The sequence below is a fragment of the Enterobacter sp. Taxon_2 genome, assembly GCF_058355295.1.
In genome coordinates this window covers 2,123,899-2,139,721 of sequence record NZ_CM178024.1, presented here as the reverse complement: position 1 = coordinate 2,139,721, position 15,823 = coordinate 2,123,899, and the positions used below count along the sequence as shown (strand labels likewise).

14 protein-coding genes are annotated in these 15,823 nt (G+C 59.2%); 8 read left to right on the top strand and 6 right to left on the bottom strand.

What is annotated here, in order from left to right; genetic code table 11:
- Positions 1-76: 76 nt before the first annotated feature.
- From AC4IC4_RS10135 to AC4IC4_RS10120, 4 genes are all read left to right on the top strand, one after another.
- Positions 77-772 (top strand): response regulator, encoded by a 696-nt coding sequence (locus AC4IC4_RS10135; RefSeq protein WP_491472656.1) that lies wholly within the window; start codon positions 77-79, stop codon positions 770-772.
- Entirely contained in the window at positions 769-1,965 is a 1,197-nt protein-coding gene (locus AC4IC4_RS10130) for a sensor histidine kinase (protein WP_491472655.1), read from the top strand. The genes AC4IC4_RS10135 and AC4IC4_RS10130 overlap by 4 nt, the downstream gene beginning before the upstream one ends.
- Positions 1,966-2,043: 78 nt before the next feature.
- Positions 2,044-3,192 carry an efflux RND transporter periplasmic adaptor subunit gene (locus AC4IC4_RS10125; protein ID WP_491472654.1) on the top strand — a complete coding sequence of 383 codons (1,149 nt, stop codon included), beginning with the start codon at positions 2,044-2,046 and terminating at the stop codon, positions 3,190-3,192.
- Positions 3,189-6,266, top strand: coding sequence for an efflux RND transporter permease subunit (locus tag AC4IC4_RS10120; RefSeq protein ID WP_491472653.1), 3,078 nt, complete (start codon positions 3,189-3,191; stop codon positions 6,264-6,266). The genes AC4IC4_RS10125 and AC4IC4_RS10120 overlap by 4 nt, the downstream gene beginning before the upstream one ends.
- 22 nt (positions 6,267-6,288) lie before the next feature.
- Here AC4IC4_RS10120 and AC4IC4_RS10115 read toward each other — a convergent pair whose 3' ends face one another.
- Positions 6,289-7,056 carry an arylamine N-acetyltransferase family protein gene (locus tag AC4IC4_RS10115; RefSeq protein WP_463726619.1) on the bottom strand — a complete coding sequence of 256 codons (768 nt, stop codon included), beginning with the start codon at positions 7,054-7,056 and terminating at the stop codon, positions 6,289-6,291.
- Positions 7,057-7,152: 96 nt separating this feature from the next.
- Here AC4IC4_RS10115 and AC4IC4_RS10110 point away from each other — a divergent pair, with 96 nt between their 5' ends.
- On the top strand, positions 7,153-8,607 hold the full coding sequence (locus AC4IC4_RS10110) for an aminotransferase-like domain-containing protein (protein ID WP_491472652.1): 1,455 nt from the start codon (positions 7,153-7,155) through the stop codon (positions 8,605-8,607).
- Here the strand turns inward: AC4IC4_RS10110 and AC4IC4_RS10105 are convergent.
- A complete protein-coding gene (locus AC4IC4_RS10105) occupies positions 8,579-9,463 on the bottom strand; it encodes a LysR family transcriptional regulator (protein ID WP_491472651.1) in 885 nt (294 codons plus the stop codon). The two genes, AC4IC4_RS10110 and AC4IC4_RS10105, sit on opposite strands and share 29 nt — an antisense overlap.
- Positions 9,464-9,591: 128 nt before the next feature.
- Here AC4IC4_RS10105 and AC4IC4_RS10100 point away from each other — a divergent pair, with 128 nt between their 5' ends.
- Positions 9,592-10,572 (top strand): NAD(P)H-dependent flavin oxidoreductase, encoded by a 981-nt coding sequence (locus AC4IC4_RS10100; RefSeq protein WP_491472650.1) that lies wholly within the window; start codon positions 9,592-9,594, stop codon positions 10,570-10,572.
- Positions 10,573-10,612: 40 nt separating this feature from the next.
- On the opposite strand, the gene AC4IC4_RS10095 is transcribed toward AC4IC4_RS10100, so the two are convergent.
- A complete protein-coding gene (locus AC4IC4_RS10095; protein WP_491472649.1) occupies positions 10,613-11,668 on the bottom strand; it encodes an SDR family oxidoreductase in 1,056 nt (351 codons plus the stop codon).
- Positions 11,669-11,765: 97 nt separating this feature from the next.
- On the opposite strand from AC4IC4_RS10095, the gene AC4IC4_RS10090 reads away from it, so the two are divergent.
- Together AC4IC4_RS10090 and AC4IC4_RS10085 are read left to right on the top strand one after the other, a co-directional pair.
- The gene (locus tag AC4IC4_RS10090) at positions 11,766-12,653 is read left to right on the top strand and encodes a LysR family transcriptional regulator (RefSeq protein WP_061715388.1); all 888 of its coding nucleotides are present in this window, start codon (positions 11,766-11,768) and stop codon (positions 12,651-12,653) included.
- An 82-nt stretch (positions 12,654-12,735) separates the two neighbouring features.
- Positions 12,736-13,005, top strand: coding sequence for a hypothetical protein (locus AC4IC4_RS10085; protein WP_491472648.1), 270 nt, complete (start codon positions 12,736-12,738; stop codon positions 13,003-13,005).
- Positions 13,006-13,017: 12 nt separating this feature from the next.
- Here the strand turns inward: AC4IC4_RS10085 and umuC are convergent, their stop codons facing one another.
- From umuC to AC4IC4_RS10070, 3 genes are all read right to left on the bottom strand, one after another.
- A complete protein-coding gene (umuC, locus tag AC4IC4_RS10080) occupies positions 13,018-14,280 on the bottom strand; it encodes a translesion error-prone DNA polymerase V subunit UmuC (protein WP_420278186.1) in 1,263 nt (420 codons plus the stop codon).
- Complete coding sequence (umuD, locus tag AC4IC4_RS10075; RefSeq protein WP_024909162.1) at positions 14,264-14,698, bottom strand: translesion error-prone DNA polymerase V autoproteolytic subunit; 435 nt, start codon at positions 14,696-14,698, stop codon at positions 14,264-14,266. Before umuD ends, umuC begins: the two co-directional genes overlap by 17 nt.
- Positions 14,699-14,857: 159 nt before the next feature.
- Positions 14,858-15,724 (bottom strand): aldo/keto reductase family oxidoreductase, encoded by an 867-nt coding sequence (locus AC4IC4_RS10070; protein ID WP_491472647.1) that lies wholly within the window; start codon positions 15,722-15,724, stop codon positions 14,858-14,860.
- Positions 15,725-15,823: the final 99 nt, after the last annotated feature.

The following is a 15,823-nucleotide window of genomic DNA, read 5'->3' as shown; positions in this document are numbered from 1 at the left end:
ACAATGTTGGCGCAGTATGATTTGGCTGAATCAATGAATCGTCGGGATAGTGTTAAGAAATGGTCAAGGTGAACGGATGTTGTCCAGAAGAGTGCTGATTATTGAAGATGACGCCGATGCGGCTGGCGTGCTCGAAGCCTATTTACGGCGTGAAAATTACGACGTGACCATTACCGGGGACGGTCTTTCCGGGCTGGATATGGCGCAGCGGTGGAAGCCCGACCTCATTCTGCTGGACGTAATGCTGCCGGGGCTTAACGGCACCGAGGTGCTGGCGGGCCTGCGTCGTAAAAGCGATGTGCCGGTGATTATGGTTACGGCCATGGGGGATACTCCCGATCGCATTGGCGCCCTGCGTTACGGTGCCGATGATTACGTTGTGAAGCCTTATCATCCGGGCGAAGTGGTGGCGCGGGTGCAGGCGGTGCTGCGGCGCAGCAGTAAAAAAGAGACAGACGAAGCGATCCTTCGCTGGCAAACGCTGGAGGTGGATGTCGCCGCCATTGTTGCGAGCGTGGATAACGGCGACGACGCACCCGTGATGCTCGATCTTACGCCAACGGAATTCTCGCTTCTGGCCACGCTGCTGCGTTCTCCTGCGCACCCGTTCTCCCGCCAGTATTTACTGGAACACTGCTTGCCGGAAAGCGAGGCGCTGGAGCGCGTGGTGGACACCCATATTTATAACCTGCGTAAAAAACTCGAAGCGGTGGGTATTTCCGGCGTGCTGATCAACGTGCGCGGCGTGGGTTACAGGTTCAGACAGCCATGATAAAAAACCGACACGCCTCTCTGTGGCGCTGGATTTGCGCGCGCATTTTAGCGCTGGCCATCGGCAGCGTGATCGTCATTGCCACCTGCATGTGGCTGCGCTATGCGGTCCAGAACTACTGGATCATGGGCAGGATGCCGCCAGCGGTCCGGCAGGAGTTTCTTACGCTCAGCCAGAACCCGCAGGCCAACCCGGCCCGCTTCCACTCGATTGTGGACACCTGGTGGGGCCTGAGCTATTCCACGCCGTCCATCGCCTCAGCCGACTGGGTCACGGTAGCCCTGCTGGTGCTGGTAATGATCCCGTTTATTGTGGTGATGGGGCTAAAACACGCCCGCCCGCTGGCGCTACAGTTCAGCCGCCTTCGCGATGCGGCAAAGGATGTGGCCGACGGGCAGTTTGGCCGTCAGGCGGAACTTATCAAGGATGCACCGGCGGAAATGGTCAGCTTTGCGGCCGACTTTAACTCCATGACGGGACAACTCGCCCGCTATGAAAAAGAGCTCCGCGCCTCGCACGTTGCGATGGCGCACGAGCTGCGATCGCCCCTGACGGCCGCCATCGGGCGTCTGCAGGGCATGTTAGACGGCGTGTTTGATGCCAGCCCGGCGCAACTGGGCATGGTGATGAAACAGCTCCAGCACCTCAACCGCCTCACCGATGAACTCCACCTCCTCTCCCTGGCCGACGCGGGTAACCTTGTGCTGGAGGACCAGCCGTTCTGTCTGGATGAGCTGATTCAGGAGCGGGTTGCCTGGATCATGCCCCAGGCTGATGCGCATCATTTCCGGATAACGCTGCGTAATCCGCGCACCTGTCCCTTCAGAGGCGATGCGTTCCGTCTGGGACAGGTCGTTACCATCCTCATGGAAAATGCGCTACGCTACGGGCGCGATGGCGGCCATCTTGAGGTGGCGCTGCACTACGCCAGCGGTCATTACACCCTCGAATTTACCGATGACGGGCCGGGCGTATCGCACCAGTTTTTACCGGAAATGTTTAAACGCTTTAGCCGCGAGGAGCAGTCCCGCGCGCGGCATTCCGGCGGCAGCGGCCTCGGATTGTCCATCGCCCGGGCGATTTGTCAGGCGCATGGGGGTGAGATTAGCGCGTCACTACCGGAAACCGGCGGCCTCGCGGTGTGCATTTTGTTGCCCTGGCATCCGTCCGATAATGAAAATCTCCACTCTTGATAAAGCCTTGACAGAACATCGAATCTTTCTCGACGTAGCGCACATTTAATAACGCCATTCCCTTTATGGAGCGGCGTTATGTCAGACGAAATTTTTCTCTCCCTCCGCCACTGCCTGCATCATTTGTACGGCGTGGCGCGCACCCTTTCCTGGCTGCATTTTCTTCCCCTGGCCCTGCTTGCGCTGGCGATTTTTCCGCTGACCGGCTGCGGTGATAAACACGAAAACAAACCCAACCCTGTGCGAACGGTACGCTACGTCGTCGTTGGCACCGCCCACTCCCTTCCCGCGCTGGAAAGAACCGGTGAGATCCATGCCCACGATGAAACGACCCTGAGCTTTCGTACCGGGGGGCGGATACTGACGCGTAGCGTCGATATTGGTGACAGGGTCACCGCCGGACAGCTGCTGGCCACGCTTGACAATACGACCGGGCAAAACCAGCTCGACGGCGCTGAGGCCGATTATGAAAGCGCCAAAGCCTCAGCGCAGGTCGCCGCGCTTAACGTCAGTCGCATGCAAAAGCTCATGCCAACGGGTGCAATAGCCCGCACGCAGCTCGACAGCGCCCGTGCGGACTGGCTTGTCGCCCGCGCGCGCTTAAAAAGCAGCGAGGCCGCGTGGCGAAATGCCCGCGAAAGCCTCGGCTGGACGCACCTGTTCGCCCCACAAGCGGGCGTCATTACGGCCGTGAACGCCTCTGCGGGACAGGTTGTCAGCGACGGTCAGTCCGTGCTGACGCTGGCAACCGGGGAAGTCCGCGACGTGGTGTTTGATATTGCCGCGCCCGATACGATCCCGCCTCTGGATAAGGCGGTTTTGCAGGTTTCCCTGCTCAGCGCCCCGTCGGTACAGGCGTCTGCCCTACTGCGGGATATCACCCCGCAGGCCGATCCTCAGACCCGCACCTGGCGCGTCAGGGCCACCCTGCAAAACCCACCGGCGGCCATGGCGCTGGGTGCCAGCGTTACCGTCACGTTGCCATCGTCAGCCCCGCACGGGTACACCCTTCCCGCGTCCGCGCTGACCCGTGCCGGCGACAAACCGGCCGTTTTTGTGATTACCCCGCAGTCGCGGGCGCGGCTGCGCGTGGTGGTACCCGCGAGCTATACGGCCTCCTCCGTCATGATTGCCTCCGGCCTTGAGCCCGGCGACAGGGTGATTACGGCGGGCGTGAGCACATTGCGGTCCGGCGAGCCGGTGATGCCCGGAGAGGTTCAGCCATGAACACAGGACAGGAAGCCAAATTTAACCTCTCCGCCTGGGCGCTGAAGAACCAGCAGATGGTCAGCTTTTTCATGCTGCTGGTGATTGCGATGGGCGTGTTCTGCTATGAGAAGCTACCGCGTAACGAAGATCCGGCTTTCACCATTAAAACGGCCGTCGTCTCCGCGCAGTGGCCGGGAGCCTCCGTGACGGATACTACCCGCCTGCTGACCGATACGCTTGAAAAAAAGCTGCAGGAAACGCCCTGGCTGGACTATCTCGAAAGTGAAACCCGGGCCGGACGCACCGTTATCCACGTCAACCTCCGTGACGATACGCCCCCGCAAAGCGTGCCGGACATCTGGTATCAGGTTCGCAAAAAAATGCAGGACATCGCGCCGTCCCTGCCTGAAGGGGTGCAGGGTCCTGCCGTGGACGACGAGTTTGACGACACGTTCGGCACAATTTATGCCTTTATTCCCGAAGGTTTCACCCTGCGGGAGGTGCGGGATCGCGCAGAGACAATACGGCGCGAGCTGATGTCCCTGCCGGATATGGGCAAAATCATCCTGCTGGGCGAACAGCAGGAGCAGTGGGTTCTCGCCTTTTCTCCGGCGCGCCTGGCCGGTATGGGGCTGGATATTCAGGCGGTCGCCGACGCCCTCCGGGCGCAAAACGCGGTTGTTCCGGCAGGAACGATGCGTACCGGGCAGGAGAATATGGCGATAAAGGTCAGCGGGGCGCTCACGACCGAAGAGAGTTTACGGGCCGTCACGCTGCACATTAACAATCGCTATATTCCGCTGACCGACATTGCCACCGTCACCCGGGAAATCGCCGAGCCACCGGCCCCGGCCTACCGGGTGAACGGCAAACCGGCTATCGGGCTGGCGGTCTCGATGGCGCCGACAGGCAACATGCTGCGTTTCGGTGCTGCGCTGAACGCAAAAATGGCGACCCTCAGCGCCGGGCTGCCGCACGGTATCGAGATGGTAAAAGTCGCCGATCAGTCAGCGGTGGTAAGTGATGCGGTAAGCGGGTTTATCCGGGTGCTTATCGAAGCCGTTGTTATCGTGCTGGCGGTCTCATTTGTCTCGCTGGGTTTACGGGCCGGACTGGTGGTGGCGACGGCCATCCCCCTGGTGCTCGCCATGACGTTTGCCGGCATGATGCTCGCAGGCATCGGCCTTCAGCGTATCTCGCTCGGGGCGCTGATCATTGCCCTGGGCCTGCTGGTGGATGACGCCATGATCGCCGTCGAAACGATGGTCTCCCGGCTGGAAGCCGGGGATTCCCGTCGGCATGCGGCCACCCATGCATTCAAAACGACGGCCTTCCCGATGCTCACCGGTACCCTGGTGATGATTGCCGGCTTTATTCCCGTTGGTTTTGCAGCCTCCAGCGCCGGTGAATACTGCTTTTCCCTGTTTGCGGTGGTGCTCATCGCCCTGCTCTGTTCCTGGGCTGTCGCGATCCTGTTTTCGCCGTTGACGGGTACGTGGCTGCTGCCGGAAAAAGTCAGACATCACGCGGCGGGACCGGGAAGGATCGCGCGCGAGTACGGACGGCTTTTACGCCTGGCACTCCGCCACCGATTCTCCACCGTGCTGATTGCGCTTGCCGCGCTGGGGCTGTCAGCGTACGGCACGACGTTTATGCAGGGCGAGTTTTTCCCTGCCTCCGACAGGCCTGAACTGCTGGTCAGCCTGACGCTTCCGGCCAACGCCTCGCAGCCGGAAACCCTCAGAGAGGTGGAAAGGCTGGAAAAAGCGCTGGCCGACAACGGCAATATCGATCGCTTTTCGACCTACGTTGGCTCAGGCGCCATCCGTTTTTACCTGCCGATGGACGTGCTGCTGGAAAATGAAAATATCGCCCAGATGGTTGTGGTGGCTAAGGATCTTGAGGCGCGGGATCGTCTGCACGCACAGCTCAACACGATCCTGGCGACGCAGTTTAGCGACATCATCACGCGCGTGTCGCCCCTTGAACTGGGGCCCCCCGTCGGCTGGCCCATCAAATACCGGGTGAGCGGGCCGGATTATCTGCAGGTCCGGGCGTTTGCGAACCGACTCACGGACGCGATTGGCCGCTCCCCGTACTCACGCGACGTTAACCAGACGGCCGGAGAGCCGGAGAGGGTCATCACCCTTAAGGTGAATCAGACGGCGGCCAGAGCAGCGGGAATATCGTCAGAAAGTCTCGCCCGCACGCTGAATACCGTCTGGTCCGGCAGCGTTGTCACGTCCATCAGAGATAACGACCGCCTTGTCGACGTGGTGCTCCGGGCCACAGACAATGCGCGCCACAGCACCGCCACCCTCTCCTCACTCACGATTCAGGGGAACGACGGTAAAAAAATTCCGCTCAGCGCCGTCGCGACGCCGGTCTGGGGCGTGGACGATCCGGTCATCTGGCGTCGCCAGCGCGTGCCCTTTATCACGGTGCAAACCGACCTCGCCCCGGGGCTGAAGGCTGAAGCGGTATCCGCGGCGCTGCGTCCGACGGTGGATAAACTGCGCGCGAGCCTGCCCGCAGGTTACAGCATTGAAGAAGGCGGCGCGGTTGCCGAATCGGATAAGGGGAACAGCTCCGTCTTTACCGTTCTTCCGGTAACGCTGGTCATCATGCTGTTGCTGCTGATGCTTCAGCTGCGGCGATATTCCCGGATGATGCTGGCCCTCCTGATGGCACCGTTTGGTTTACCGGGGATCGTGCTGGCTATGCTGCCCGGCGGAACGCCGATGGGGTTTGTCGCGCTGCTGGGCGTCATCGCCCTGGCGGGGATGATCGTGCGGAACGCGGTGATATTGATTAGCGAGGTTGACAGCAATCTTGCTCAGGGGATGACAAACGATGCCGCGATTATGGCGGCTGCGGAACACCGGGCCAGACCCATCTGTCTGACCGCCTGTGCCGCCATTCTGGGCATGATCCCCATTTCTCACCAGGTCTTCTGGGGTCCAATGGCCTATGCCATCATCGGCGGGCTGCTGGTTGCGACGCTGGTGACGCTGACCGTGTTACCCGCGTCGTTTAGCCTGCTGTTACAGTGGGGCGCTCAGCGCAAAGCCACAGAAGATGAACTGCGCTGAGGCTCCACCGTTTCCCGGCTGATTACGCGGCAGTCAGTGCAAAACGGTCCTTCAGGACATGGCGGATTTCATCCTCCGCCAGCTGCCGCGTTTCAGTGCCGTTCGCGGTGATGGTTTTCAGCATATCGCCCAGTAAAATCTGACGTCCTTCCGGGCTGTGCTGCACCACCACCCGCTTCTGCACAAAGATCGCATCCGGGTGCGTGGAGTTAAGGTAGTTGGCCGGGACGAAATCAATCCATTCCTGAGGCGTGAGATCAAAGCCATATTGCCGGGCCCACTCTCCCTCCACCTTCGCCTCAAGCAGATATTCGCCCTCCGCACTGCGGCTCAGTCGGAACGTGTCGAAATCCTGCGTGATATCCACATCAAGCGTGTCCAGCGCCATCGGCGCACGAATGCCGTAGCTGCCGAACCCGAGGTCGCAAAGCCACTGTCGGCTCTCCACCTCGGCAATCAACGCCATATGGGTTTTCGGCCGCCGCGCGGGGTAGAACATCGGGCGCGCCGCCACGAAACGGTAAGGTATCCCTAACGCCGCCAGCGCCATGGCAAAAAGCCCGTTTACCTCGTAGCAGTAGCCGCCACGCCCCTGCGTTAACACCTTATCGGCAATGTCGTCTGGCGCCAGCGAGACAATTTTACCCGCCTGCACGTCCAGATTCTCAAAGGGAACGGAAAAGAGCTGATGACGCATCAGCGCATGCAGGGTGGCCGTATCGGCAGCCGCTGGTCCGGTGTAGTTTATGCGTTTGAAATAGGTGGAAATGTTGAAATTATCGCTGTGCATAATGCCTCCTTGTCCTGAACATGCCGGACACTATAGATGGCGCGCTTTATTGGCTGTATAGTCAGTTTTATCGAAAATTAGCCTGAACAGATACCCATGTCTGCCCCGTCCCAGTCGTCCCCACACTATCGCCGAATTGCCGAGATGCTGCGCCTCACGCTGACGTCTGGCGCGCTGCGCGCCGGTGACAGGATGATCTCCGCGCGTAAACTGGCCGAGCGCGAGCACGTTAGCCTTCCGACGGCGCTGGAGGCCCTTCGCTGCCTCGAGGCTGAAGGGCTGATCGTTGCGCGCCCGCGTTCAGGTTACTACATCCGCCAGACCAGCCTGCCACCGCGCGTGGAGCCCGCGCGCTCCCCGGCAGGCCCGGTCCACGTCACCCTGTCAGCCGTGGCCCGGTCGCTGTTCAGCAGTGCAGAAGCCCGACTGATCCCGCTGGGTGCCGCCCTGCCCGATCCCGCGTGGCTGCCAGGAGACGCGCTGCAGCGGGCGTTGCACTCTGCGGGCCGTCGTCTGGACGCGCATGGACAGAGCTACAGCCTGCCCCCGGGAAGAGCAGACCTACGAAGTAAGATTGCCGCGCGTTCTGCGCAATGGGGAGCCCGGTTCGGCGCGGACGATCTCATTATCACTTCGGGCGCGACGCAGGCGCTGCGCCTGGCACTTCGGGCCGTGTGTCAGCCAGGTGATGTGGTGGCAATTGAGCAGCCAGCCTACTTTGGCACGCTCCTGCTGCTGGAGGATTTAGGCCTGAAGGCCTTAGCGATCCCCACCGACCCTGTGGAAGGCCTGCTGCTGGAACCGCTGGCTGACGCCATTCGCTGCCATCGCCCCGCTGCCGTCCTGGCCTCACCCACCGTGCAAAACCCGTTGGGTGCCAGCATGCCCGTCGCACGCAAGCAGGAACTGGTTGCCCTGCTTGAAGAGGCAGAAATTCCGTTGATTGAGGACGATGTTTACGGAGATCTGGTCGGTGAGGGGCAACGTCCTCCGGCCTGCAAGGCGTTCGACCAGAGCGGGAATGTGATTTACTGCAGCTCCCTGTCTAAAACGCTTGCGCCGGGGTGGCGAATCGGCTGGATTGCCGCCGGACGCTATTATACGCAGGTCTTGCAGGCCCGCATGGCCGGAGATTGGGCCGGTGCGCCGCTGCTGGAAGCCGCGACGAGCGAGATGCTGGCAAGCGGCGACTACGACCGTCACCTGCGGCGGCTCAAGCGGCGTATCGCGGAGGGAATAGCCGCCGTCGTGGCGCGGGTCGAGGCCAGTTTTCCCCCCGGAACCCGCGTAAACGTACCCGCAGCCGGCTTTTTGTTGTGGGTAGAACTGCCTCAGCAGATCAACGCCCTGGAGGTGCATCGTCGCGCGCTGGCGCTGGGTATTGGCGTCAGCCCCGGTCCCCTGTTTTCTCCTGGCGCAGAACTCACGCACTTTCTGCGGCTAAACTGCGCAAACGAGCCGACGCCCCGCCTGCTCAATGCCGTAGGGCAGATTGGGACCCTATGCCATGAACTGGCCGTTTTCACACCAGACTCTCCAGCCACTCGGTAAATACCCGCACTTTGCGGGAGAGGTGACGGTGTGGGTAGAGCAGTGACAGCTTGCGGTCCGGCGAGCGATAGGCTGGCAAGACCTCAACCAGCAGGCCGCGGTCAATGTAAGGCTGGAGAAAGAGATTCATCCCCTGCATTATCCCCAGCCCGGCCAGGCCTGCCGCGATGTAGGCCTCGGAGTTATCCACCACAAGCTTTCCGGGTAAAGTCATCTCCGCGACGCCTTCTGGCGTGGTAAACGTCCACGGATGAATATGTCTGCTGCTGGTATTAATCCAGTTGATGGCCTGATGTTTGCGTAAATCATCCGGCGTTTCTGGCGTACCGTGTTTTGCCAGCCAGGCCGGGCTGGTGCAGGTCGTGATTTTGATGTTCCCGATTTTACGCGCGATATAATCGCCGTCGTCCAGCTCTCCCACCCGCAGCACGCAGTCCAGACCATCCCGCAGCATATCCCGACGGCGGTCAGAGCTGCTCAGAATGATGTCGATCTCAGGATGCTGACGATAAAAATCAGGCAGATTGGGTATCACCCGCAGCGTGGCAAAAGAGACCGGCATATCCACACGCAGCTGACCGTGTATTGCCCGGTCGGTACCAAACGACTCCAGTAATTCGTCCGCCTGCGCCAGCAGGGGTTTACTCTGGCGATAGAATGCTTCCCCATCCGGCGTCAGGCTAATTCGACGCGTTGTGCGCTGCAGGAGCCGCGTGCCGCTGTGTTGCTCCAGAAGCTGTAACGCTTTGGTGACTGCCGGACGATGGATCTGCAGATTCTCCGCAGCCTGGGTAAGACTGCCTGACTCGACAATTTCAATAAAAATTCGAATAGATTCAAAGAGATTTATTTGCATAAAGGATTTCAAACCGCGAACGGGATATTGTTATTGATTTTATAACAGTGATGAATCTTTTAGGCTATTTTTCCTAACAATATTGCACCCTACACTCTCCTCCATTCAAACGTAAGGGAGAGTCTGCTATGAAAAATAACCGTATCTGTCAGATCCTGGGTATCGAAAAGCCTGTTATTCAGGGGCCGTTATCCTGGCTTACCGATGCCCGTTTAGTTGCCGCGGTCAGCAATGCCGGCGGGCTCGGCGTGCTGGGACCCAATGCAGGCTTAACCGCCGACACCGCGGTCTCCACGCCGGAAGCGACAGCCGAAAAAATGCGCGAAGAAATTCGTAAAACCAAACGGCTGACCGAAAAACCGTTTGGCGTGAACCTGATCCCCACCGCCGTTAATGACGTCTGGACTGGACCAATTCTTAAGGTGGTGAAAGACGAAGGCGTCAGGGCCGTGGTGTATACGGGCTATGGGGAAGGCAGCATTATTCCCGCGCTGTTCAGCGAGTTAAAAGAGGCAGGGATCGCCATTATCTACCGCGACATCAATCCCACGCCGGAAAACACCCGTCTCGCAGAAGATCTGGGGGCAGACATTATCGTCGCCACCGGTTTTGATGAGGGCGGAACGTTACCCGCAACGGCGCTGGGCACCTTTTCCATCGTGCCGCTGATTGCCGATGCCGTGAAGCACATCCCGGTGATGGCCGCGGGCGGTATTACCGATAATCGCACCGCCAGAGCAGCACATGCGTTAGGTGCGGAAGGCGTGTTTGCCGGATCGGTCTTTATCAGTACCGAAGAAAGCCGCGTGCCGCAGGGGGTCAAAGAGAAAATTGTTGCCGCCAACGGCCTGGACTTACTGCTTTTTCGCACCGTGCCCCATTACTACCGCGCGCTTCCCGGCAAGCTGGCGGAAAAACTGGCATCGATGGATAAAGCAGGCGCAAGCAACGACGCGCTGGGCAAGGCGATGGGAGGATTACGGGGCCTGCGTCTGGGCATGCTGGAAAATAACACCGATGAAGGCTATATCGCGCTCGGCACGGGGATTGGGAACATCCGCAGCGTGAAAAGCGTGGCCGAGATCGTCAATCTGTTAGCGGTTGAGTAAGCCCTCGGCGTCCTGACGGTTATCAGGACGCCCTGTGTTCTCAGGGAATAATCCGCGCGGCTCTCAGCTGCGCAAACAGGCGGAAAAACATCTCATCGGTCGCCTGCATTTGCGTAAAGCCCGCCCTGCGCAGCTTGCTCCCGTCACCGAACATGTCGTAATCCCAGCTAAAGACAAAATCGGCAAACCGCCCGTCGCTTAGCTGCAAAATATCCGCTTCCACTAGCCGCTCTCCGGCAAGCTCGCGCCATACGCCGCGATAGTCGTTAAACAGCTGATGAAATGACAGCCTCACCGGCGGCGCAGAATCCAGTTCAAACCAGCGTGCGATGCGCGGCCACAGCTCGCTCCAGCGCCAGATATCGCCATTGTTTACGTTGAAGGCCTGATTCTGTGCCGCAGGTGACGTGGCGGCCCACAGCGTTGCCTCGGCCAGCAGCCCGGCGTCGGTATGGTCAACAATGCTGTGCCAGGTCTGTTCTGAACCGGGAAAACGCAGCGGTAAACCCAGCGCCTTACACAGGGAGGCGTACAGAGCGATGCTCAGCGCAAGATTCATGGCATTGCCCGGCACCGAGCTCCCCACCACGCCCGGCCTGATGGCATTCCAGTGCCAGCCTTTCCCCCGCTGAAACTGGCTGAGCCACGTGAGCTGCGCGGCGTTAAATTCGGCACCCGCTACGCCGGGATCGCTTTCCCGCGCCGGGGTTTTAAACGGCCCCAGATGCGCACCATAGACTTTGTAGCCCTGCATCAGGCTTACCGTCTGCAAAGTTGCCGCTGTTTCGAGGGTGCTGACCAGATTACGCAGCATGGTGACGTTCGGCTCAACCATGTCTGCCCAGTGCGCCGCGTTCGCCCAGGCGCTGTAAAAGATGTGGGTGACACCGTTCAGAGCGTGCAGCGCCCGTGCAGTGTCCTGCGCATCCAGTAAATCGACGTTCACCACGGGGATGCCGTCAGGATGAGACGCGGCATGGCGGCTAAGGCCGATCACCTCCCACTGATGTTGCAGGAGCGTATTGACCAGCTGTCTGCCGACAATGCCGCTGGCGCCCGCGACCAGGGCGACGTTGTGTTGCTGCATCTTGTTCATGGTGTTTCTCCGGAAAGGGTGACAGACGCAGTGTGATATATTATTTTTTCTGGAGATATCCCATGAAACCGATGGCACTTATAAGCAGAATCATTAAATGAATAATAAGCTCAATGCCATTTCTACCTTTCTGCGCGTCGCTGAAGCGGGCTCGTTTTCTGCGGCCGCCCGTCAGACCGGTATTAAGCAGTCCGCCGTCAGTCAACAGATCGCGGCGCTTGAGGAATCACTGGGTGTGGTACTGCTGCACCGTACGACGCGTAAGATGAAGCTGACCGAACAGGGTGAACGTTACCGGCGTGATATGCAGCTTGTGCTGGACGCCATGGGAGAAGCGGAGAGGCGTTTACATCCTGTCGATCATAGCGTTCAGGGACGCGTCCATGTCCAGTTACCGAGCGGCCTGGGGCAGATTTTTTTGCCGCATCTGCTGGCGCTGCAGCGTCTGCATCCCAAGCTGCAGCTGATGCTTTCCCTGGATGACCGCCTTGCCGATCTGGTGACGGAGGGCGTGGATGTCGCGATACGGCTGAGCAGTGAGCCCCCGCAGGCGCATGCGGCGCGCGTGCTGGGGCGTATTGAAACCAGGCTGTTTGCCGCCCCCGGCTTTCAGGCGGTACGCGCCGTCAGCGAGCTGGCGACGCTGCCACACGTGCGGTTCAGCGGCATTCCGCTGGGTGCTCCCCTGCGCCTGATGTCTGACGAGGAGACGGTCGAGGTCAACGTGAATACTGTTTTCCGTGCCAACACCAGCGACGCGCTGTTGCAGGCGCTAGAGTCCGGCATTGGTATCGGCGGCATGCAGCAGCCGCTCGTGACACGCGCGCTGCAAACCGGCACGCTGGTACCGGTGCTGCCCGACTGGCGGTTACCCGATCGCTTCCTCTATGCCGTCTATCCTGACGCCCGCTTTATTCCGCAGCGCGTCAGAAAGGTCGTCAGCGTGATTGAGCAGTTACTGCCTGAAATAATAAAGAAAAACTGATTGTTTCCGCCGTAAATCACGTGCATTTTTTAATCGCAAAGAATAGAGTGTTTTTACCGTATTCCCTCTTTCTGGAGCACGTATGCCGGATTACTGTTTTTTCCAAAAAGGCCCGAACCTCATTGCGATTGAGAGCGCAAACACCGATGCGGCCGCTCAGCTCATCGCTCAGGGGTTTGAAAAACAGTTTGAGGAGATCGGCGCTGCGGATGAAAAAGAGGCGCTTACCCGCCTTGCGGATATCCGTAAAAATAATGAGATCGATCGCCATAACTTCCTGGCCGGAGCGAGCGAAATGCCGCTGATCGGCGTGCTGGCGGCTGCGGCAACCTGGTTGATTCAAAAGAAATAACGCAACCATCCTCTACCTCGCCACCGGTAAATCCGCGTATCGCGTCGTATAGGCCGGTGACAACATTTCCCGCTTCATTGCCCACGGTTTCTCAATCCCCTGCCCGGCGAACCATATCTTCCCTTTGCCGGAGTGATTTACGCTGTCGATCATCTCCATCAGCGCCGCGCTGTTGGCGCGCAGACGATTATCGTCAAACAAATTAAGCTGGGCGACGCCGCTGCTGAAAAAATCCGCCAGCATGACCCCGGCCTTCATATAGCGATACCCGTCGAGCCATATCCGCCCCAGCGCCTCCGTGGCGGCGCGGATGATATCGCGCGAGTCATTGGTGGGCGTCATCAGGGTGACAGAAGCCTGATTGCCGTAATAAATTTCGTTGTCAGCGTGCGGGCTGGTGCGCACAAACACGCTGATAAAACGACAGTATTGATGCTCGCCGCGCAGTTTCTCTGCAGCGCGCTCCGCGTAGGCACAAATCGCCTGATGCATCTCTTCATATTGGGTAATGCGGTGTCCAAACGAACGGCTACAGATGATTTGCTGCTTCGTGGGGGTGTACTCTTCCAGGTCAAGGCAGGGCTCGCCGCGAAGCTCGCGCGCCGTGCGTTCCAGTACCACGTTGAAATGTTTGCGAATGACCCACGAGGAGGCCTCCGCCAGCTCCAGCGCCGTAGTAATCCCCATCGCGTTCAGTTTTTTCGTGATGCGCCGCCCTACCCCCCACACCTCCTCTACCGGCACCTTTGCCAGCAGTTTACGCTGCCGCTCGCGGCCTGAGAGATCGACCACGCCGCCGGTGCCCGCCCACCGCTTCGCCGCATAGTTGGCCAGCTTCGCCAGCGTTTTGGTCGGGGCAATACCGACGCCAACGGTTAAGCCCGTATTTTTATAGACCTGCGTGCGCATCTGGTGTCCGAACGCTTCCAGTGCAAGGCAGTTACCGATCCCTGAAACGTTCACGAACGCCTCGTCGATCGAGTAAATTTCTATGGCCGGAGCCAGATCCGTCAGCGTCTGCATCACCCGACTGCTGAGATCGGCATACAGCGCATAGTTCGAACTAAAGACGTAAACCCGCGACGGATAGCCCTTCTCTTTGAATTTAAAATAGGGCTCCCCCATTTTTATGCCGAACTGCTTTGCCTCCGGCGACAGTGAAATAATGCAGCCGTCGTTATTGGACACCACCACGATGGGCTTCCCCTGCAGATCGGGGCGAAATACCTTCTCGCAGGAGGCATAGAAGCTATTCACATCAACCAGCGCGAACATGTTTATGCGTTTTAAGCGTGTGGGTGACGACGCCGAAGATCTGCAGCTCCTCTTCGGACTGAAAGGTAATCGGCTGATAGCGGGCATTATGCGGCAGAAGTCTCAGAACCGGGCGGGTCTGTAGCTCTTTCACCGTAAACTCACCGGCGACCGACGCCACGACGATGTCCCCATGTTCGGCATTTAACGAACGATCGACCACCAGCAGATCGCCGTCACCGATCCCCGCGCCAATCATGGAGTCTCCACTCACCTTGATAAAATAGGTCGCACTGGGGTGTCTCACTGCCAACCGGTTAAGATCGAGACGATCTTCCACATAGTCCTGCGCCGGACTGGGGAAGCCACAGGCTACACGCTCTGCAAACAACGGTAATTCAATAGATTGGTTTGGATGATAAGAAAAGAGAGTGTCCATAATGCCTTTCTCGCCAGATACTGTATGTAAATACAGTATTACGGATTATGGCCAGGGATCAAGGTCATTTCCGGAGGCGAACCCAAACGCGTTGAAGTGTCAGAAGATTTAAAACGCGCAAAGCCCGGAAGCGCCCTTCCGGCTTTGCGCCTGTGACGATCAGTCCATCAGCGTACTCAATGTTTCCAGTGCGTCAGGCGGCAGCTGCAGTTCCCCTGCCGCGAGGTTTTGCCGCAGATGCGCCACGGAAGAGGTGCCTGGGATCAGCAGGATATTTGGGGAACGCTGCAGCAGCCATGCCAGCGCAACCTGCATTGGCGTTGCGCCCAGCGAGTCGGCGACAGCCTGCAGCCCGGAAGATTGCAGCGGCGTAAAGCCGCCCAGCGGGAAGAACGGTACATACGCAATCCCCTGCTGCGCCAGCAGATCCACCAGCGCGTCGTCACCCCGGTTCACAATGTTGTACATGTTCTGCACGCACACCACCGGCACCAGCTTCCGGGCTTCCGCAACCTGGGTTGCCGTGACGTTGCTCAGGCCAATATGCCGCACCAGCCCCTGCTGCTGTAATTCGGCAAGGGTGGAAAGCGGTTCAGCAATTGACCCTTCCGCCGGCCCGTGTGCGCTAAACATGATTCGCAGATTCACCACGTCCAGCACGTCCAGCTGCAGATTACGCAGGTTGTCATGCACCGCCTGCGTCAGTTCCTGCGCGGAAAAGGCCGGCAGCCAGGCGCCTTTGTCATCGCGACGGGCGCCGATCTTGGTGACGAGCGTCAGATCGTCCCGGTACGGGTGAAGCGCCTCGCGGATCAGCTGGTTAGTGACATGAGGGCCGTAAAAATCACTGGTATCAATGTGGTTCACCCCCGCCGCCACCGCTTCGCGCAGCACGTCCAGCGCGGCCTGCTTATCCTTCGGCGGCCCAAAGACGCCAGGCCCGGCCAGCTGCATCGCGCCGTAGCCCAGCCGTTTCACCGTCCGCGTCCCGAGCGCGTACGTCCCACTTTTATCAATGCTGCTCATGTTGACCTTCCTCATAAAAATGATCCGGATTTACAACAGGTTCCCTCAGGGAGCCCTTAGTTAAGCGCGAGTTAAATTAAAGTTTAAATTCTATACGAC